Annotated in this window: 21 protein-coding genes; 11 read left to right on the plus strand and 10 right to left on the minus strand. The window is 33.1% G+C overall.

What is annotated here, in order from left to right; translation table 11 throughout:
• Positions 1 to 3 precede the first annotated feature (3 nt).
• On the plus strand, positions 4 to 270 hold the full coding sequence (gene fliQ, locus CQA62_RS02870; RefSeq protein WP_104724402.1) for a flagellar biosynthesis protein FliQ: 267 nt from the start codon (positions 4 to 6) through the stop codon (positions 268 to 270).
• Positions 264 to 1,043 carry a UDP-N-acetylmuramate dehydrogenase gene (locus tag CQA62_RS02875; RefSeq protein ID WP_104724400.1) on the plus strand — a complete coding sequence of 260 codons (780 nt, stop codon included), beginning with the start codon at positions 264 to 266 and terminating at the stop codon, positions 1,041 to 1,043. The genes fliQ and CQA62_RS02875 overlap by 7 nt, the downstream gene beginning before the upstream one ends.
• Here the strand turns inward: CQA62_RS02875 and CQA62_RS02880 are convergent.
• Together CQA62_RS02880 and CQA62_RS02885 are read right to left on the minus strand one after the other, a co-directional pair.
• Entirely contained in the window at positions 1,036 to 1,359 is a 324-nt protein-coding gene (locus CQA62_RS02880) for an ArsR/SmtB family transcription factor (RefSeq protein WP_104724398.1), read from the minus strand. The genes CQA62_RS02875 and CQA62_RS02880 overlap by 8 nt on opposite strands.
• Positions 1,360 to 2,319 (minus strand): permease, encoded by a 960-nt coding sequence (locus CQA62_RS02885; protein WP_104724396.1) that lies wholly within the window; start codon positions 2,317 to 2,319, stop codon positions 1,360 to 1,362.
• Between the two features lie 135 nt (positions 2,320 to 2,454).
• Here CQA62_RS02885 and CQA62_RS02890 point away from each other — a divergent pair, with 135 nt between their 5' ends.
• The 8 genes from CQA62_RS02890 (at position 2,455) to CQA62_RS02925 (ending at position 10,475) form a co-directional block, all read left to right on the plus strand.
• Complete coding sequence (locus tag CQA62_RS02890) at positions 2,455 to 4,611, plus strand: PD-(D/E)XK nuclease family protein (protein WP_104724394.1); 2,157 nt, start codon at positions 2,455 to 2,457, stop codon at positions 4,609 to 4,611.
• Positions 4,612 to 4,689: 78 nt separating this feature from the next.
• Complete coding sequence (locus CQA62_RS02895) at positions 4,690 to 5,556, plus strand: methionine ABC transporter ATP-binding protein (RefSeq protein ID WP_104724392.1); 867 nt, start codon at positions 4,690 to 4,692, stop codon at positions 5,554 to 5,556.
• Complete coding sequence (locus CQA62_RS02900) at positions 5,550 to 6,224, plus strand: methionine ABC transporter permease (RefSeq protein ID WP_104724390.1); 675 nt, start codon at positions 5,550 to 5,552, stop codon at positions 6,222 to 6,224. Before CQA62_RS02895 ends, CQA62_RS02900 begins: the two co-directional genes overlap by 7 nt.
• Positions 6,225 to 6,238: 14 nt before the next feature.
• Positions 6,239 to 7,033: a MetQ/NlpA family ABC transporter substrate-binding protein gene (locus CQA62_RS02905; RefSeq protein ID WP_104724388.1), complete on the plus strand. Its 795-nt coding sequence runs from the start codon at positions 6,239 to 6,241 to the stop codon at positions 7,031 to 7,033.
• Between the two features lie 206 nt (positions 7,034 to 7,239).
• Positions 7,240 to 8,991, plus strand: a complete 1,752-nt coding sequence (locus tag CQA62_RS02910; RefSeq protein ID WP_104724386.1) for a M3 family oligoendopeptidase — start codon at positions 7,240 to 7,242, stop codon at positions 8,989 to 8,991.
• Complete coding sequence (locus CQA62_RS02915; RefSeq protein WP_104724384.1) at positions 8,984 to 9,433, plus strand: hypothetical protein; 450 nt, start codon at positions 8,984 to 8,986, stop codon at positions 9,431 to 9,433. The genes CQA62_RS02910 and CQA62_RS02915 overlap by 8 nt, the downstream gene beginning before the upstream one ends.
• 2 nt (positions 9,434 to 9,435) lie before the next feature.
• A complete protein-coding gene (locus CQA62_RS02920) occupies positions 9,436 to 9,708 on the plus strand; it encodes a hypothetical protein (RefSeq protein WP_104724382.1) in 273 nt (90 codons plus the stop codon).
• Positions 9,708 to 10,475, plus strand: a complete 768-nt coding sequence (locus CQA62_RS02925) for a TerB family tellurite resistance protein (RefSeq protein WP_104724380.1) — start codon at positions 9,708 to 9,710, stop codon at positions 10,473 to 10,475. Before CQA62_RS02920 ends, CQA62_RS02925 begins: the two co-directional genes overlap by 1 nt.
• Before the next feature lie 154 nt (positions 10,476 to 10,629).
• Here the strand turns inward: CQA62_RS02925 and CQA62_RS02930 are convergent, their stop codons facing one another.
• The 7 genes from CQA62_RS02930 to CQA62_RS02960 form a co-directional block, all read right to left on the minus strand.
• A complete protein-coding gene (locus tag CQA62_RS02930) occupies positions 10,630 to 11,310 on the minus strand; it encodes an energy transducer TonB (RefSeq protein ID WP_104724378.1) in 681 nt (226 codons plus the stop codon).
• Complete coding sequence (exbD, locus tag CQA62_RS02935) at positions 11,276 to 11,656, minus strand: TonB system transport protein ExbD (protein ID WP_104724376.1); 381 nt, start codon at positions 11,654 to 11,656, stop codon at positions 11,276 to 11,278. Before exbD ends, CQA62_RS02930 begins: the two co-directional genes overlap by 35 nt.
• Positions 11,653 to 12,072, minus strand: coding sequence for a TonB-system energizer ExbB (gene exbB / locus CQA62_RS02940; protein ID WP_104724374.1), 420 nt, complete (start codon positions 12,070 to 12,072; stop codon positions 11,653 to 11,655). The genes exbD and exbB overlap by 4 nt, the downstream gene beginning before the upstream one ends.
• Positions 12,073 to 12,190: 118 nt before the next feature.
• The gene (carA, locus tag CQA62_RS02945; protein WP_104724372.1) at positions 12,191 to 13,309 is read right to left on the minus strand and encodes a glutamine-hydrolyzing carbamoyl-phosphate synthase small subunit; all 1,119 of its coding nucleotides are present in this window, start codon (positions 13,307 to 13,309) and stop codon (positions 12,191 to 12,193) included.
• Entirely contained in the window at positions 13,306 to 13,857 is a 552-nt protein-coding gene (locus tag CQA62_RS02950; protein WP_104724370.1) for a DUF507 family protein, read from the minus strand. Before CQA62_RS02950 ends, carA begins: the two co-directional genes overlap by 4 nt.
• A gap of 68 nt (positions 13,858 to 13,925) precedes the next feature.
• Positions 13,926 to 15,935 carry a transglycosylase domain-containing protein gene (locus tag CQA62_RS02955; RefSeq protein ID WP_104724368.1) on the minus strand — a complete coding sequence of 670 codons (2,010 nt, stop codon included), beginning with the start codon at positions 15,933 to 15,935 and terminating at the stop codon, positions 13,926 to 13,928.
• An 8-nt stretch (positions 15,936 to 15,943) separates the two neighbouring features.
• Positions 15,944 to 17,035, minus strand: coding sequence for an aminotransferase class I/II-fold pyridoxal phosphate-dependent enzyme (locus CQA62_RS02960; RefSeq protein WP_104724366.1), 1,092 nt, complete (start codon positions 17,033 to 17,035; stop codon positions 15,944 to 15,946).
• A 100-nt stretch (positions 17,036 to 17,135) separates the two neighbouring features.
• On the opposite strand from CQA62_RS02960, the gene fur reads away from it, so the two are divergent.
• The gene (gene fur, locus CQA62_RS02965) at positions 17,136 to 17,585 is read left to right on the plus strand and encodes a ferric iron uptake transcriptional regulator (protein WP_104724364.1); all 450 of its coding nucleotides are present in this window, start codon (positions 17,136 to 17,138) and stop codon (positions 17,583 to 17,585) included.
• A 25-nt stretch (positions 17,586 to 17,610) separates the two neighbouring features.
• Here the strand turns inward: fur and CQA62_RS02970 are convergent, their stop codons facing one another.
• Positions 17,611 to 18,615: a L,D-transpeptidase Cds6 family protein gene (locus tag CQA62_RS02970; RefSeq protein WP_408609837.1), complete on the minus strand. Its 1,005-nt coding sequence runs from the start codon at positions 18,613 to 18,615 to the stop codon at positions 17,611 to 17,613.
• Positions 18,616 to 18,632: the final 17 nt, after the last annotated feature.

An 18,632-nucleotide genomic window follows, 5' to 3' on the forward strand; every position in this document is an offset into this window, starting at 1 on the left:
AAAATGGAAGCCAAATTAATGGCCTTGGCTATTGAAACTTACAAAATTACTCTCCTTATTTCTTTGCCAATGTTGATGGCAGGATTAATTGTGGGGTTACTTGTAAGTATTTTTCAAGCTACAACACAAATCAATGAAATGACTCTTACTTTTGTACCAAAGATTTTAGCTGTAATTGGAGTGCTGATTTTTACTCTCCCTTGGATGTTGAATATGATTTTGGACTATACCAAGGGGATTTTTGATTTGATTGCGAGTTTTCCATTTTGAAAAAAAGTATTGATTTTTGCAAATATACAAGCCTTAAAATTGGAGGGATTTTAGAGGTTGAATTTTTAAATGAGCCCAGAGCATTAAATGACAGAGAAAAGATTCTTGGTGCAGGGAATAATATACTGGTTTCCCCAGATGCAAGTGATCTTTATATTTTAGGCAAAGAATTTGATTATATTTTAGATTTGGGAGAGCTGATTGAGATTGGGGGGGCAGTAAGCAGTGGGAGGATTTATAGTTATTTTAAAAAAAATAATCTTTTTGGATTAGAGTTTTTAAGAGGGCTTCCAGGGAGTTTGGGGGGGCTTATAAAAATGAATGCAGGAATGAAAAACTATGAGATAAAACAGATCTTACAAAGTGTATGTATAGATGGTGAATGGGTAGAGAGTAAGAAACTTGATTTTGCTTATCGTCATAGTGGAATAGATGGGGTGATTTATGGAGCAAGATTTTTTAAAATTGAAGGTTTTAGGAGTGAGCTTATAAATGTATTTGAAATGATGAGAAATTCTCATCCACATTTACCAAGCTGTGGGAGTTGTTTTAAAAATCCAAATGGAGATTTTGCAGGAAGACTTTTGGAATCTGTGGGAATGAAAGGATTTAGAGTGGGGGGAGTGGGATTAAGTGAGAAGCATGCAAATTTTTTAGTTAATCTAGGAGGTGGGAGGTTTGAAGAAGCTTTAGGGGTTATTTTTGAGGCGAAAAGGAGAGTAAGAGAGGAAAGAGGGATAGAACTAGAATGTGAGGTGAAGATCATTACTTAGAGTGCACTTCTTTACAAGTAGAACTTTTAATAGGTGGAAGGAGAAGATTAAGGGATAAAATTTCATTAAGCAAAGAGCAATGGAGTGGGGAGAGAGTAGAGGAGAGGGAATAATATGCCCAAGTACCCTTACGCTTTAAGTGAAGAAATCCTGCTTCTTTAAGGATTTTAAGATGACGGGAAAGTCGGGACTGAATCATTCCCAAAGAGTGCTGAAGATCACATACACAAAGCTCTCCATGATGAGATAAAAAACACAGAATCATTACTCGACTTTCATCATTGAGTGCACTCATTACCTTTAAAAACTGCTCCATTTAAACTCCTAATATTTCTATAAAAAATCCAAACCCAATTGCCACACAAAGCACAATACTTGCAAAAAGAGCTAAGAATTTTGTCTTAAACATACTTTTAAGAAGTATAAGTTCAGGCAGCGAACATCCAGCTCCAGCAATAAGAAAGCTCATTACAGCACCACTAGGCACACCCCCTTCTATCAATACTACACCAATAGGGATAATCATTGAGGCTCTGATATAAAGTAAAATTCCTAAAAATGCTGCAAGAATAATGCTTAAAGCGCCATATTCTTTGAGTGTATTTTGTAAGAACTCCTGAGGAATGAAGCCATGAATCCCTGATCCTATCCCCATACCTATAGCAATATAGGGAAGAAGTTTTTTATATTCTATAAGAGAATTTTTCAAAAAATATATCAAATTTTTTTTATCCCTTAGAACTTGAGGAGTTTGAAATTTGAGTAAAAATGAAGGGGAGAGTGTGGATGTAAAACTAGGCTGATCACTCCATTTATTTGTGCAACAAGTTTGATAAGAGGTGAAGCTAGATAGGAGTAAAGAAGAAGGATTAAGTTTTGAAATTAAAAGAGAAATGAAGAAAATGCAAAAGACCAAGAATCCAATATATGCCCCTGTAAGTTTAAATCCGAATGTAAGAAAAAGTAAGGTAATAATGATGGGATTAATAAGAGGTGAAGTGAGTAAATAAGCACTGCAAACCCCAAGAGGGATTCCACTTTTTAGAAATGCTCTAAGAAGTGGAATGGTTGAGCAAGAGCAAAAAGGGGTAATGCTTCCTAAAAATATTGCTTTAAGATAACTATAGAGTGAAGTAGATTTGAGTTGTTTTTGAAAAAACTTTTTATAGCGATGATTGAGAAAATCAGAAAGTGTAGAAATGATGATAAAGAGCATGGACAGCTCCATAAAGAGAAGCAAAAAGTCTAGAAATAGAGATAAAAGCTTCTGTGTCATTTTGACTCCTTGTATGATATGTAAAGTAAGTATAGCAATAATATATCAATATATCAACATATATTGATATATTGAATATGATATACTCTTGAACTTCATTAAACCCTTAGGTCCATTCTTACAAAAGGAGAAAAAATGAATCATCGTCTTTATGTCTTTTCAAGCTCAAGAGCAATGCAAGAGTTTTTAAAAACTCAAAAAAAAGGATTTTTACCTCAAAGTATGCTCATACACGATTTTTTTTCTCAAATTTTGATTGTGGAGGGGAAAAGTAAGATTCCTGCAATGATGAGAAAAATCCTCTTAAGCGATGTTTTAAGTGAGTTCAAGTTTAATGATAAAGAGAGCGAAGTTTTCTTTTTTGAGAAAAACTTTTTAGGCTATCTGGAAACTTCTTCTTTTTTGATCACCTTTTTTAATGAGCTCAATGCTCACAAGATTGCTATAAAGGACATTCCTCAAAAAGATATTTATGGAGATTATGAAGATCATTTGCATGTTTTGGAACGCATTTATGAGTGCTATGAGGCAAAACTAGAAGAATATGGACTTTATGATTTTCCTCAAAATGCGAGTATTTTTAATGAGTTTATAGAGAGCTTTGAGGGGATTGAGATTTTTCTTGATGGATTTCTTACTCCTTTTGAGATTGATATTCTTAAAGAAATTTCTCAAAAAATTGAGCTTCTTGTGCATCTTAGAATTGATGAATACAATCTTACTCATTATGATTTCCTTTCTACAAACTTTCAAGTCGATAATACTTACACCTTTTCCCTTAGTACTCAAGAGATTTTGCATCAAACCCCCTCACCTTTGCTTAACAAACCCAATGCATACTCTTGTACTTTGCGTTTGGATCAATGTGCCTTTATTTTAAAAAAAATCCAGCAATGGCTTAATGAGGGGATTGCTGAAGATGAGATTGCAATTATTTTGCCACAAGATGATTTTAGATCTTATCTTAAAGTTAGCGATGAAGCACGTAATCTTAATTTTGCAATGGGATTTGAAGCTAAAGAATTTTTAGAGCAAATTAAGGCAATTGGAGAGAAAGAGTGTCATGGGGATAAGCTAGAGTTTTTAATTGATAATCTTAAGGGACTTTGTATCCCTGAAGGGTTTGAAGTTAAGCTTGATGAGATCATTTATATTTATCAAAAAATGCATAACGTCCTACAAAAGCTTAATCTTGCCCAGATTGTCCATTTACTTGCTTTGGAAGTAGAGAAGATGAGTGTTGATGATTTTGGGGGTGGAAAGGTGCGTGTGATGGGTCTGCTTGAAACTCGTGGATTAAAGCTTAAAAGAGCGATTATTCCTGATTTTATCAGCAGTAATATCCCTAAAATTTCACAGAGTGATATTTTTCTTAATACAAAGATTCGTAAAGCTTTAGGAATGCCAACACTTAAGGATAGACAAGACTTGCAAAAACATTATTATCTTGAGATTTTTAAAAATACTCAAGAGGTAGAATTACTTTATCTTGAAGGAGAGTTGGCACCTTTTGGTAGAGAAGTGGGTGTAAACATATTGGGACAAAATCACTACACACTTTTTGAACCTGCAAAAAAATACCAATACAGTTTTGATGAAGCTAGATTATCTATTGATAAAGACTTTAAACTCTCGTTTACAAGTCTCTCTTGCTTTAAAGATTGTAAAAGAGCTTTTTATTGGAGGTATCTTAAGGGATTAAAAGAAGAGAGTGAAAGCGAGGCAATGAGCATTGGGCTTTTACTCCATGAGCTTTTATATGAATCCTATAAGCAAGATCCCCAAAATGCAAAAATATATTTTGAGCGTCAACTTCTTAAAAGGATTGAACAAGAAAAGAGTGAATTAGTAAAGTTTGAGCTTAGGCTGTATCTTAAACAAATGCAAAAGTTTTTCTCTTATCATTTAGAATACGATGAAATTTTAGGACTTGAAGAGGGGTTTGAGTTTATTAAAAATGATTTAAGGATTACAGGAAAAATTGATCGAATCGATCGTGTAGGTGACAGGATATTTGTCATTGATTATAAAAGTGGAAAAAAGGCTGATGTCATTCCATTGCAAAGTGCCATTTATGCAAGTTATATTCAAGAGAAATACCCTCATCTTGATGTACATGTTTGCTTTTACTCTTTACGCAATGGGGAATTAAAGGAGGATAAGGATTTGCAAAAGCATATTCAGGAGCTTGAAAAGCTTTTAGATATTGCAAAAGAGGAGAGGGAATTTGCAATGACTTTAAATCGTTCAAAATGCAGAGAATGTTCCTATAAGGTTTTATGCAATAGATAGCAAATTTTTTTAAAATCATATTGTATTTTTATTTTTTTGAAGTATAATCTTTGAAATTTCATGTAGAAAAGGCATACCTTGATTGAATTAATAGATGTAAAAAAAAATTACCCTAATGGTTTTTGTGCACTCAAGGATATTACCCTTAAAATTAATGAAAATGAGATTATGGGGATTATTGGATATTCAGGTGCAGGAAAATCAACACTTGTGCGTCTTATCAATCGATTAGAAGAACCTAGTGGAGGGAGAATTCTTATTGATGGTGAAAATATTTTAGAACTTGATAAAACAACTTTACGCAAGAGAAGAAGAAAAATTGGAATGATTTTTCAGCATTTTAATCTATTGAGTGCTAAAAATGTATATGAAAACATTGCGTTTGCGCTTAAAATTGCCCATTGGGATAAAAAAATCATTCCCCATAGAGTTGAAGAGCTTTTGGAACTTGTGGGTCTTTGTGATAAAGCCAAAAGTTATCCTTCACAATTAAGTGGGGGGCAAAAACAAAGAGTGGCAATTGCTAGAGCTTTGGCAAATGAACCAAAAATCTTACTTTGTGATGAAGCGACTAGCGCACTTGATACCAAAACTACACGCTCAATCCTCGATCTTTTAAAACAGATTCAGAAAAAAATGAGTCTTACAATTGTATTGATTACTCATCAAATTGAGGTGGTCTCTCAAATTGCAGATAAAATATGTGTTATGAGTGAGGGAAGAATTGTAGAAGTGGGAGATAAGGAGAAAATACTTTTGTCTCCTAGTCATAAAGTGACTCAAGAGATTTTATTAGAGAGTGGAAGAAATTTACGCTGTGAGGGACTATCGCTCCAAAGTTTAGAGAAGTTAAGGGAAGAGGGGAAAATAGAATTGTGGATGAGGCTTAAAAATGAAGATATTCCTTCTAAGTTTCAGACTTTTAGAGGAGGCAATCAATGTTAGAGCAATATTTACTTTTACCCTCCCACTTGATTGAAGTGCTGTGTGATAGCACACTTGAAACTCTTCTTATGGTAAGTATATCAAGTATGATTGCATTATTTTTTGGACTAATTGTTGGAGTAATTTTAAATGTCACTAAAAGGAATGGGGTTTTACCCTGTTTTTGGCTTAATCAAATTTTGAGTTGGCTCGTTAATATTACACGCAGTTTCCCTTTTATCATTTTAATTATTTTGCTATTACCCCTTTCAAAATTCATTGTAGGACAAAGCTATGGAACAATTGCTGCTATCGTGCCTCTCTCTCTATCTGCTATTCCCTTTGTAGCAAGGTTGATTGAAGGTGCATTGGATGAAGTAGATAAAGGGTTAATTGAAGCCACACAAAGTATGGGAGCAAATCAGTGGAGCATTATTTGTGTAATGCTCTCAGAGGCATTTCCCTCAATCCTCAATGCTGCAACAACAACAATTATTGGTCTGATTGGATATTCAGCAATTGCTGGTGCTATTGGAGCAGGAGGATTGGGGGATCTTGCAATTCGTTTAGGTTATCAGACTTTTATGCCAAATGTATTGTTTTGGGCAGTTATTGTCATTATTGTGATGGTGCAACTTGTTCAAACTATAGGTGACCTATGTGTTAAATGGGTTAAAAAATATCGATGAGATAAGGAGTAAAGATGAAAAAGAAAATCTTATTTACAAGTATGATTTTAGTGGGTTTACTTAATGCAATTGAGCTTAAAGTTGGAGCTAGTCCAGTACCTCATGCGCAAATTTTAGAGGTTGTGAAAGATGAATTAAAGGAAAAGGGGGTAGAGCTTATTATTGTCCCTTTTACTGATTATGTTACACCAAATCTTGCACTTAATGATGGTGCAATTGATGCAAATTACTTTCAACATCTTCCCTATATGGAAAAAATGATCAAGGATCGTGGATTAAAGATTAAGGAAATTGCAAAAATTCATATTGAACCCCTTGGGATTTATAGCAAAAGATTTAAGAGTCTTGAAGGATTAAAAGATGGTGCAAGAGTAGCAATTCCTAATGATCCTACAAATGCTTCAAGAGCACTTATTTTACTTCATAATGAAGGTATCATTAAGCTTAAAGATCCTAATAACCTTGCTTGCACGACTTTGGATATTGTTGATAATCCCAAAAAAATAAAAATCGTGCAAATAGAGGCACCCCTTTTGCCTAGAATGCTTGGTGATGTGGATCTCGCAGTAATTAATGGTAATTATGCATTCCAAGCAGGACTATCACATAAAAATGCACTTGCTTTAGAAGATGAACGCTCAGCCTATGCCAATATTATTGCAATTTCAGAGAATACTTCACCCCAAAAAATGCAAGCATTGCAAAAGCTCATCAAGGCTATTCAAAGTTATAAGATTGCAACATTTATCTATAAAAAATACCAAGGAGAGGTAATCCCTGTCTTTAAGATAGACAAAGCCGCAAAATAGCGGCTTTCCCCCTCTTTTTAATTCTAAGTACTCAAACACTTAAATACGACACTATCTCTTCCTATATCTTTATTTATAGAAACAGAGTTTGATCATAATTATTTTTTTAGAAAATTCTTTAAGTAAGGATAGGGGCGGGATAGAAGTAGGTTAATATTCTTTATAAATTGATAAAATACGCTAAATTATCAAGATTAAGGAAGAATATGTCTAAAAATTATTGGAAACTTACAGACATTTTTGCCTCCACATCTGCACTTGAACAGAGAGTGGAAGAGCTCAAAGTTCAGGCTCAAAATTTTCAGATGAACTATGAAGGTAAACTTAATGAGATTCATCCACAAGCCCTAAAAGAATATGAGGAGATTTTAGAAGGGGTGGGTGCTGTTGCAACATATAGTTTTTTACTTTTTGCACAAGATAGTTCTTTGGGGGATTTGTATGCTAAATATGAAATGATATGCAATCAAATACAAAGTTATCTGCTTTTTTTTGAAATTGAATTTTGCACCTTGAGTAAAGTAGAACAAGAAGAATATAAAAAACAGTGCCCTAAATACGCCTATTATTTGAGCAATCTTCTTAAAAGTAAGTCTCATCAACTGACTCTAGAACAAGAGCAAGTTCTCCTAGAAGTCTCTCCAGTAGGTATAGGAGCATTTGGTAGGTTTTTTGATGAGTATTTTTCAAGAATAAAATTTAAGTTTGGTAAAGATGCTAAGCGTATTGGCGAAGAAGAGATTCTTGCGTATTTATATTCACTAGAACGTAAAGAGAGAAAAAAAGCTCAGAAAGTCTTTAGCAAAAAACTCAATGCATCAAGTCATTTTCTTACCTTTATTTTCAATATGGTGAGAAAAGATTTAGCTATTCATACAAAGCTTAGAAAGTATGCCTTGCCCGAATCTTTTAGGCATCTAAGCAATTGTACGACACAAAAAAGTGTTGATGCTCTAATTGATGTTGTTGAGCAAAACTTTTCAATTGTGCAACGTTACTATGAGGTTAAAAAAGAAATTTTAGGTTTGAAAAAACTTAAAGATTATGATCGTTATGCGCCTATTGGTAAAGAAGGTGGAGAGAAGATTTCTTATAAAGAAGCCTTAACGCTTGTGCAGGATTCTTTTGAGGAATTTTCCAGTGAGTTTGCAAATATTGTAAAAAAAGCACTCCAAGAAGGTTGGGTAGATTCTCATCCCAAAGAGAGAAAAAGGGGAGGGGCATTTAGTCATGGCTGCGTACCTTCTGTGCACCCATATGTTTTGCTTAATTATACAGAGGGAAGACGCGATGTATTTACGATTGCCCACGAGTTTGGGCATATGATCCATCAAGAACTCAGTAAGTCTCAAGGCTATCTCAATATGGATACACCTCTTACAACAGCTGAAACTGCCTCTGTCTTTGCAGAAATGCTTCTTTTTGACACTCTTAAGACTAGAGTGTCAAAAAATGAGCTAATTTCACTATATTCTGGGAAGTTGGAAGATATTTTCTCTACACTTTTTAGACAGATTGTGATGACAAATTTTGAAAGAAGAATTCATTCACTCAATGATGAATTAAAAACTGAAGAGTTTGATCGTATTTGGAAAGAAGAAAACCAAAAAATGTTTGGAAAAAGTGTAGAGCTAAGTAAAAACTATCAAAGATGGTGGAGTTATATTCCTCACTTTGTGCATTCCCCTTTTTATTGCTATGCTTATAGCTATGGACAACTCCTTGTGCTTGCACTCTTTGGTCTGTATAAAAGATCAAGTCAAGAGGGAAGGAGAGATGAGTTTATTGCCCAATATATAGAATTTTTAAGTGCTGGGGGAAGTGCATCTCCACGTGATTTGGTAATGAAATTTGGATTTGATGTAGAAAATGAAGAATTTTGGAAAATAGGAATGCAACAAGTGCAAAATTTACTTGTAGATTTTTTGGAAATCTTGGGGAGTAGGGATAATGTCTAAAGAAATTAGTGCAAAGATTCGTAATCTTTTCTCAACTCATGCAAAAGAGATGATGCAAGCACTTCAAGAAGAAGGAATGGATTTTTCTATTATTTGTGAAACTTCAATGATTGGGTTTTATCCAGAACTTAGTCATTATGCACGCAGTAAATTAGGAGATATGACAGCTTTTGTTCTCTCAGGATACAGTCTTTTATCTCTTGTACTTGAAGATGCAGTATTTGAGTTTGAGGCAGGACTTATTTCACAAGATAGAGATGACCAACTTGGAACAATTGTAAGAATTCCCTATATTGCAATAATGCAGATTTTTATAGAAGATGAAAATTTGCGTCAAAGAACCGTGCTTTTTTACAATCCTTATGAGCCAGATGATTGTGAAAATGTTCGATCTTCCATGCTTGCAGTGTTATCAAAAAATGGACATTTACTTAGAGGATAGTAATGAAAATAATATTAAAAATTGTTTTTGCCTTTGCTTTGGCATCTGCATGGTATATACTCTCAGGGGAGGGATCTGAGGCTATCAGTGTTGTATTTTTCTTCTTGATTGTTTTTGCATTTTTTATTAAGCCTCAAAAAATTCAACGTTCTGCATTGAGGGAGAAATACCTTGAGAAACTTAAGGAAAACAAAAAGAGAAGTCAAGAGGTTAACAAAGAACTAAATCAAGAACAAAGAACGGTATATAGAGATTTAAGAAGGAGAAAAGAATAATGGATATTTTGACATTACTTGTAATTATTGTTGCTGGAGTTGTGATGTATTTTTTATGGAATACACTCAAAGAATATTTGAGCATAGAAGAAAATGTTAAGAGGTTTAAGGATAGGGAATTTCTTAAAGATCAAATTGTCATTGAAGAAGAACCAAGCTTTGAGGAGAAAATTTTAGCAAGTGAGTATGGAGTGCTTGCTGGGATTTTAGGGTATGTAGGTAATGCAGATGGCGAGATTTGTGATCTTGAAAAGCAAATGGCATTTTCACTTCTTGATGATATGGCAAATGAAATGAATGGATTAGGAGACAAAGAAGAAGTCCTTAATGCTCTTAAGGAAATCTTTCTTTCATCAAATAATGATATTCAAGCACTTTGTGAAAAATTCTTAGATTTAAGCAAGGGGGAGTATAAAAAGAAATTAAAGGTTGTGGAGTTTTGCTTTGCTTTGGGCTATGCAGATGGAAACTTAAATGATACGACTAAAGATGCGATTTTGGATGTTGGAGCATTTTTACAGATTGATAATAGTGATTTTAATAAAATTTATGATGATTTTGAAAAAAATTACTATGTAGAAGTTTCTCAACAAGAAGCAAAAGAAATCTTTGGGGAGTATACAAATTTACAAATGCGCTATGAAGAACTGATTGCAAAAAGTAAGCAAAATATTTTAGAAGATAAAACACACAATAAGCCTATTACTAAAGAAAGTTTAGTGCAACTTCAAAAGATTCAAAAAGCTTACGAGATTTTAAAATCTTAATCTTTGTTTTTATCCTAGGGATTTTCTAGGATAAAGAAATATCAATTAGACTCTAGAATCTACAATTTTCCCAATAAGGGTTGATTATCTATCTTAAAGTTTAGGGTTATAAAACCAATTGATTAATCACTATATTAATCTTTTAAATTCTAAATCAGTGAAGCTTATAAAGGATTGGCACTTGGATTTTTACTCTTTTTTCAGGGAGAGGGAAATATTTTGAAGCTGCATATACTGCCTTTATCGCACTTTTTTGTAGCATTTCTTTTGTATTAGAGCGTACAATTTTTACCTCACTCACAACTCCAGAGGTATCTAAAATAAACTCTATAACTACCTCCCCTTCAAGTCTTTGACGTCTTGCCATGAGTGGATAAGGGTTGTGGGAGGAGATAAGAGAATGAATTTTTGCAAGAAACTCATGAGTTATTCCTTGATTGTGCTTGAGAGTTTCTTGTGTATTTTGTGCATTTGCTTGATTACTGTTTTGTTTTTGTGGAACTTCTTGAGTAGGGGGGCTGGGATTATTTTTTTTAGCAGAAATAGTCTTTGAAATTGATTTTGAGGAGGGTTTAATGGTTTTTGAATAAGTTTTTTGATTGGATTTTTGTATGGGCTTTGAATCTTCTTGAGATTGTTTAGCTTGTTTAGGTTCTTGGAATGATCGCAAGGAGAGTGTAAAATTATGATTACCTTCTTGTTTAATTGGGATTTGTTTTAAGTTGGGAGTATAAAGCAAAAATAATGCAATTGAAGAATATAAGCAAAAGGCACAAAAAAATCCAATGAAATGAGGGGAATTAGTTTTTTTGTGTAGTGATAACAAAATTTTCATGATTTTTCTCTTTGAGGAGATTAAGGATTTGTACAAAAGTTTCAAACTTGGCTTCCTTATCACTTTGAAATTCTATGAGTGTTTTAGAGGATGTTTGGGCTATGACATTTTTAAGTTCTTCATAGTTGACGGGTTTATTATCAAGATAAAGTTGATTTAAACGATCAGTAGAGATAGTGAGTTTTTTTTGTTTTTTAGGTTCTTGTGAGTGTTTGGAGTTTGGTACCTGGATGGGGATATGACCTTGAGCGATAAAGGTAGAAAGAGAAAGAACAATAGCAAGTAAAACAAGCATAATATCAATAAAAGGAACAATATTTAGCCCTTCACCTCTTTTAAGCTTCATTGTTTTGCCTTATAACGATTGCAAAGGATATCAATCTTTCTTAATAACCCATTATATATAATCAAAGTAGGGATAGCTACAATAAGTCCAGCTCCAGTAGCTTGAAGTGCCAAGGAGAGATCAGCCATAATTTGTTTTGCATCAATTCCCTCACTCATACTCATTCCATAAAAGGTTACAATGATTCCTCCAACAGTTCCCAGAAGACCAATATAAGGAGCATTAGAGTAGATGATATATAATGTTGTCATATTTTTACTTAAGCTTTCTTCAAAATCATTGAATGTTTGAAAATCCTCAAATTTTACCCTCTTAAAAAATATCATTCTTTCAATGCTTAACCAAATAGCTAAAAATCCCATAAATCCTAAAATTCCGAAAATACAATAATCCAAATAGAGTTTTAAAAATTCCAAAAATACCTCCAAAACAATATAAATAATAAGAAGTGTTATTATAATAAAAAATAATTTAACTCAAAGTTTTCAAGCTTAATATTTGCAAACAATAAAATTTATAAAGATGGGAGTCTCTTTAGAGCATTTGAGCAAATTCTCTAAAGAGTTTAGCAGAGTCTTTTGGGCCTGGACTTGCTTCAGGGTGATATTGGACAGAGAAGATTGGAGAGTCTTTATATCTTACCCCCTCAATTGTGCCATCAAAGAGATTAATATGTGTAATTTCTGCAACCTCCCTAATTGCATCTGTAACAGAGTAATTATGATTTTGTGCAGTGATTTCTACTGTATTGGTTTTAAGATTTTTTACAGGGTGATTTCCACCATGATGTCCAAATTTAAGTTTTTTTGTTGGATATCCATAAGCAATAGAAAGAAGTTGATGACCTAAACAGATTCCAAAGATTGGGATTTTTCTTAAAATAAGTTTTTTAATTTGCTCCACTTCTTTTGTAAGTGTCATTGGATCTCCTGGTCCATTGGAGAGAAAGACACCATGAATTTTTCCACAATCAAAGAGCGCAATAATCTCATCCGCATCAAAATTATGAGGTTTAACAATTGTATTTAAACCTGCTTGTACAAGCTCGTTGAGAATATTGTCTTTTGCCCCAAAGTCAATGGCAACGATTGTTTTGTATGTATCTGGAGTTTGAAAGCTAAGGGTTTCAAAATTAAAAGTACCTTGAGTATGGTTTTTTTCATTTTTAATTGAAACTTCTTGAATGTAATTAATCTCCTCAATTCTTTTACTAGAAGCTAAGATTTTTGCAAGTTCTTCCTTGTTTGAGATTTCTGTAGAAACAATGGCCATCATTGCTCCTTGCTCTCTGAGCATTTGAGTTATTCCACGAGTATCAATTTCACAAATCCCCATAATGTTGTTTTGTATCAGAAAGTTTTTCAAACTCTCTTTTGAGCGAAAATTAGAGTAAAAATCTTGATATTTTCTTACAAAGATTCCCTTACAATGCACAATTTCTCTCTCATTATCTTGTGGGTTTGTTCCAACAATTCCAATTTCAGGCATTGTAAAAGTAACAAATTGTCCTGCATAACTTGGATCTGTAATAATTTCTTGATATCCAGTTATTGAGGTATTGAATACGACTTCACCCACCTGTGTTCCTTGTGCGCCAAAACTTTTAGCTTGAATAAAAACACCATTTTCAAGATAGAGATAGGCAGTTTTCATAAATATCCCTTCTTTTTAAGTTCTTCTTCATAAAGTTTATTAAAGACAAGTTCATACTCATCGCTCCCAACAATAAGTTTTTTCTTGTAGTTTTTAAGCTTTTCCAAGACAATACTTTCAGCATCTTCATAAATTTTTGAATATGAATCAATGGCTTTGAAGATAAGATTTTTGATAACATTGTCAGAAAGAGAATAGACAATGAGTTTTTCAGCATTAAGAGCTTTTAGAATTTTAAAAGAAAGTTCACTGTATCGATCATCCCAATTGAGTGGAAATTTTTCTTCTTCAGCGATTTGCTTTTTTATCATCCAAAAAAGTTGTCGCTCATCGGCTCTCATAAATTCAATTTCATCAAGATTTTGCTCGAGTAAAATTCTTGCTTTTTCATCAAGCATAAGCTCTCTTTGGATATCTGTTTGCATCACATCAAGAATTTTTCTCTGAAGTCTTTCGATGGATACTTTTTCTTCCAGAATGGGGGAATTAAATAGATCAAGTGCTACTTTATTAGCAACATAGGGTGCGTGTTGTAATTTTAGTTTCATCATTCTAGCCTTACTTTTTTACAAAGCATTTTAGCTTTTTTTAGGTTAAATTCCTTTTAAGTCATGCTCTAAAAAATAGGTTTTTGTTGAATATTTTCCAATTTATTTGAGTTAGAAGGATTGGAAATGTCTGTGTAATAATAGTTTTCGCCTTTAATATTTTTCTTTTTTATACCACTTGGAATTTCAAAATTTCTCTTAAGTCCTGGATCAATTTTTAAAACTTGTTTGAAAAAATATGCAAAGGGAGCCGACGCAACAACTCCGCCTGATTCATATTTTCCAATCGGTGTATTATCATCCCTTCCATACCAAATAATCACTTGTAAGCTTGGAGAATATCCACAAAACCATGCATCAATATTTTCATTACTTGTTCCAGTTTTGCCTGCTAGTGTAATGCCCTTAACCTTAGCTTGACGTCCTGTTCCTTTATTGATTGCCTCTTGTAAGATGCTTGTCATCAAAAATGCTTGATCTTTACTGGTAATGAGCTCTTCTTGAGTTTGAAAATAGGTGATATTACCTTGAGTATCAATGATTTGATTGACAAGGTAAGGATGGACAAGTGTGCCTTGATTACTAAAGATTGAAAATTCCTCAGCAGCACTCAGTGGACTTAGACTAAGACTTCCAAGAACAATAGACATATCTTTTGGTATATCTTCAAAACCAAATTTTTCAAAATCACTATAAATTTTTTCAAATCCAATCATTTCTACAAGATTGATTGTTGCAAGATTGAGGGATTTAATCAGTGCAGTTTTCAATGTGACAACACCATTAAAACTTGAAGTGAAATTCTTAGGTCTCCAATACTCTGGCTCTTCCATATTTTCAACATCTTGTTGTTCACGAATTTGTGTGGATTGCCTATCAAAGGATTTGCTATAACTTCTTGCCACATCAGGGACTTGGCTAGCAGGAGAATAACCATTATCAAAAGCAATTTGATAGATAAAAGGCTTAATTGAACTTCCAAACTGACGCTTAGATTGAGTTGCACGATTAAAGGAGCTCTTGGAATGATCTACTCCACCTATAAGAGCAAGAATTTTTCCACTCTTACTCTCTGTAACAACCATTGCACCATTGAGTGTTTGATCTTGTATTTTTTCTTGGGATTTGTTTTTTTGGCGAGATTGGATACGTTCAAGAACACGATTGTATCCATAAATCACCGCTTCTTGTGCAATCTCTTGGTAGTCTAGATCAATATTAAGATAGATTCTATAGCCTTTACTTTTGAGATTAGGGATATAACTAAGTTGTCGTAAAACTTCATCTACTACATAGGGAGCTTTATTTTGGGTTAGGGATTGAGAATATACTTCTGGGGCTTGCGCAATGCTTGCAAGGTATTCTTCTTGTGAGATCCAACCTAAAACCTTCATTCTTTCTAAAATATTATTTGCCCTTGAAAGAGAAAATTCATAATTACGTGTAGGATCATAAAAACTAGGTGCTCTTGGCAATCCTACAAGCATCGCAATCTCTTTAAGTGAGAGAGCTTCTAAAGACTTCTTAAAGTAGCCCTGCGCAGCTGCTTTAATTCCATAATAACCATGGCCAAAAAATGTTTCATTAAAGTAACGCTCTAAAATCTCTTCTTTGCTCAAATTTCTTTCAACTTGATAGGAGAGGATCGCTTCTTTAAGTTTTCTATCAAGAGTCTTGTCACGTGTAAGAGCGATATTTTTAACAAGTTGTTGAGTCAGTGTGCTTCCTCCTTCAAGATATTTTCTTGCAATGATATTTTTAATCATTGCTCTTGAGATTGCATCAAAATTAATTCCATTATGTTCAAAAAAAAGAGTATCTTCTACAGCTAGAAGTGCTTCAATCATTCTAGGAGGAATTTCATCAAATTTTACATAAAAACGTAATTCCTTATCAAAAACATTGGCAATTAGCCTTCCTTTTCTATCAAAGATTTGTGTAGCAAGCTCTGGTTGGTAATGAGTAATTTTTTCTAAACTTTCAGAAAGAGTAAAAAAGATTCGAATGATATATGCACAAATAATAAGCGTAAAAATTACAAGAGAAATAAGAAAGATTTTTCTAATCTTAATAAACATAAAAGCACCTATTTATCAAAGTTTTGAAGTATTTTACATAATTTTTGTGATTGCTTTTTATTGTTTTTAATATTTAGACTAATGCGTATGCGAGGGGTTTGGCTAGTGGGCTTTCTAATAGAGCCTATAAGATATCCTTGATCAAGAAGAAAATGTGTATGAAGAAGCATCTGTTTTTGTGAGGTATAGGGCAAAATTGCAAGTTGGCTTTGAGTATGTATAAGAGGGGAAAGGGCTTCTTTTTGTTCCTTAAGTTGCACAAGAAGAGAAGCAGTATTTTGAGCAATATAAGTAAGATTACAATGAGCAAGTGCAATATCAAAAAGTGAAGGAGCTGTTGTATAAATTGAGCTTTTAGCCTTTGTAAATAAAAAATCAACCACACTTTTTTCTCCTAAAACAAATGCTCCATAGCTTCCATATGCCTTACTGAGTGTACCCATTTTAACAATATTAGGAGTGACGGGGAGATTATAGTAATCAAGATACCCCTTAAGATTGTCACCCAAGACACCACTGCTATGTGCCTCATCAATAATAAGCAATGCATCATAGTGATGCGCAAGAGTATAAAACTCTTTTTTTGCAAGATCTCCATCCATAGAGTACACCCCTTCAATAGCAATAAGACGGCGATTCTTGCATGGGGTTTTTTCAATTTTATCTTTTAAATCCAATATATTATTATGTGAAAAGAATACAACTTGAGAATGAAGTAATTTTGCAGAAAGTTTGCCACTTGCATGATAGAGCTCATCAACAAAGATTACATCCCCTTTTCTCACAAGTGTCTCAAAGAGTGCAAGATTTGCCAAAAAACCGCTCCCAAAAAGAGTGGCACTCATAAAACCAAAATAATTTTTTAAAAATTCTTCAAATTCCTCATGAATAGGATGATAGCCATTAATGGCTTGCGAGGCAATGGGTGAGTGATAGGGATAGGAAGATAATTTAAGATAAGCTTGTTGTAAAAGGGAATGATGGGTAGATAAACCCAAATAATCATTTGAAGCATAATCAAGCAGAGAGGAAGGATAGATTTGTTTTTTTCTAATAATTCCAGCCTTTTGCATAATTTCTAATTCTTTTGTATAAAACAAATCAAATCCTTATCTTTAGAGATATTTTCTCAAAATAAGAATTATAGTGAGATTGTTTGATACAATTTGTAATATAAAAATACACATCAAAGGCAGAGGTATGCAAAATCGACTAGAAACATTAAATGCAATTCTTGAGCGATTACGAAAAAATATTCGAGATAAGGGATTGAAAAATTCCAAACAAAGAGAAAAGGTTTTAGCAGTCATCTATAAGAGTGGAAGACATCTCAGTCCAGAAGAAGTTGCTCAGCAAATTAAAGTCACAGATAAAAATGCCTCTCTATCTTCTGTATATAGAATCCTGAGTTTTCTTGAAAATGAAGATTTTATTTGTGGACTTAAAACAGATAAAAGTGGGAAACGCTATGAGATTGCTGCAAAATCTCACCACGATCATATTATTTGTCTTGAATGTGGAGAGATTGTTGAATTTGTCAATCAAGAGATTGAAGATTTACAATTAGAAGTAGCAAAAAAATATGGTGCAAAACTTATTAGCCATGATATGAAACTCTTTGTCAAATGTAAAAAATGTCTTAACAAATAATAAAATGGAGTAATCTATCTAAAAACTATTCTTCTAATAGAATTGAAAAATTATTTTGTGTATCTAGGAGAATATAGAGTTCTTTTCTATCATTTGAACGATAAGTTAATTTTTCACCATTAAAAGCTGCATATGATTGATCAAAGCTGACCTTAAATAGTCTTTTATTCTCTGCATTAGGATAAGGAGTAATATCAATTTTTGAAAGATTGATTTGCTTGATTTCTTTTTTTGCAAAGATTCGTTCTTTATATGCCTTGTATTTTTCGTATTTAACACCATTGGATTTTTTAAATTCTGGATTATAGTATGAAATATAAGTTTGAAAATCACCTTTTTGCCAAGCTTCTTTCCAAGAAAAAAGTCCTGCAAGGATTGAGGCAATTTCATCTTTTGTTGCAGGAATAAAATTATTTTCATAAGTGATCAGTAGAGTATTGCTGTATTTGATTTGCTTATCATATTTTGTAATGATATCATTTTCAATAGCAATGCAACCTTTTGTATTGAGTTCATCACGATTACCATTAAGGGGCATTCCATGAATCCAAATTCCATACCCTGTTTTTTTAAGAGATTTATCATAAGCATTAGGATAAGAAGTAACAAATGCCATAGGTCCATAATATTGATCGAGTTTGGTGAGCTTATTTAAGAGGTTATAAACTCCAATAGGTGTTGTAAGATCTCCACTTACTTTTTTATCTCCTTTTCCTGATCCAACAAGTGCATTTGCAATCCCAATTTGTGTAAATTGCCCATTATCAATCTTATAGAGCGTAAGATTGGGGATACCTTTATTTGCAATAAAAAGAAAATGCGAATTTTCATAATACCCATAACTTACATCTTGATTTTTAAGTGCCACAAGCCAATATTGTTTTTGAGTAAGAAGCATTTGAATACTATTTTCTACTTGTTGCAATCCGGATTGTCGGTATTGTTTCACAATTTCCTCTAATGCCTTATCTGCAAAATCACTTGCATAAGTTAATGAAAGAATTGAGGCAACTATTGCTAATTTTTTCACTGTTTACTCCACTGTAT

This window comes from Helicobacter cholecystus, from assembly GCF_003364215.1.
GTDB classification, from domain to species: domain Bacteria; phylum Campylobacterota; class Campylobacteria; order Campylobacterales; family Helicobacteraceae; genus Helicobacter_G; species Helicobacter_G cholecystus.

What these genes read in the sequence shown, in the direction of transcription:
- fliQ (WP_104724402.1), top strand. Translation starts at nt 4, where the DNA reads ATGGAAGCCAAATTAATGGCCTTGGCTATTGAAACTTACAAAATTACT.
- CQA62_RS02880 (WP_104724398.1), bottom strand. Translation starts at nt 1,359, where the DNA reads ATGGAGCAGTTTTTAAAGGTAATGAGTGCACTCAATGATGAAAGTCGA.
- CQA62_RS02885 (WP_104724396.1), bottom strand. Translation starts at nt 2,319, where the DNA reads ATGACACAGAAGCTTTTATCTCTATTTCTAGACTTTTTGCTTCTCTTT.
- CQA62_RS02890 (WP_104724394.1), top strand. Translation starts at nt 2,455, where the DNA reads ATGAATCATCGTCTTTATGTCTTTTCAAGCTCAAGAGCAATGCAAGAG.
- CQA62_RS02900 (WP_104724390.1), top strand. Translation starts at nt 5,550, where the DNA reads ATGTTAGAGCAATATTTACTTTTACCCTCCCACTTGATTGAAGTGCTG.
- CQA62_RS02905 (WP_104724388.1), top strand. Translation starts at nt 6,239, where the DNA reads ATGAAAAAGAAAATCTTATTTACAAGTATGATTTTAGTGGGTTTACTT.
- CQA62_RS02910 (WP_104724386.1), top strand. Translation starts at nt 7,240, where the DNA reads ATGTCTAAAAATTATTGGAAACTTACAGACATTTTTGCCTCCACATCT.
- CQA62_RS02915 (WP_104724384.1), top strand. Translation starts at nt 8,984, where the DNA reads ATGTCTAAAGAAATTAGTGCAAAGATTCGTAATCTTTTCTCAACTCAT.
- CQA62_RS02920 (WP_104724382.1), top strand. Translation starts at nt 9,436, where the DNA reads ATGAAAATAATATTAAAAATTGTTTTTGCCTTTGCTTTGGCATCTGCA.
- CQA62_RS02925 (WP_104724380.1), top strand. Translation starts at nt 9,708, where the DNA reads ATGGATATTTTGACATTACTTGTAATTATTGTTGCTGGAGTTGTGATG.
- CQA62_RS02930 (WP_104724378.1), bottom strand. Translation starts at nt 11,310, where the DNA reads ATGAAAATTTTGTTATCACTACACAAAAAAACTAATTCCCCTCATTTC.
- exbD (WP_104724376.1), bottom strand. Translation starts at nt 11,656, where the DNA reads ATGAAGCTTAAAAGAGGTGAAGGGCTAAATATTGTTCCTTTTATTGAT.
- carA (WP_104724372.1), bottom strand. Translation starts at nt 13,309, where the DNA reads ATGAAAACTGCCTATCTCTATCTTGAAAATGGTGTTTTTATTCAAGCT.
- CQA62_RS02950 (WP_104724370.1), bottom strand. Translation starts at nt 13,857, where the DNA reads ATGAAACTAAAATTACAACACGCACCCTATGTTGCTAATAAAGTAGCA.
- CQA62_RS02955 (WP_104724368.1), bottom strand. Translation starts at nt 15,935, where the DNA reads ATGTTTATTAAGATTAGAAAAATCTTTCTTATTTCTCTTGTAATTTTT.
- fur (WP_104724364.1), top strand. Translation starts at nt 17,136, where the DNA reads ATGCAAAATCGACTAGAAACATTAAATGCAATTCTTGAGCGATTACGA.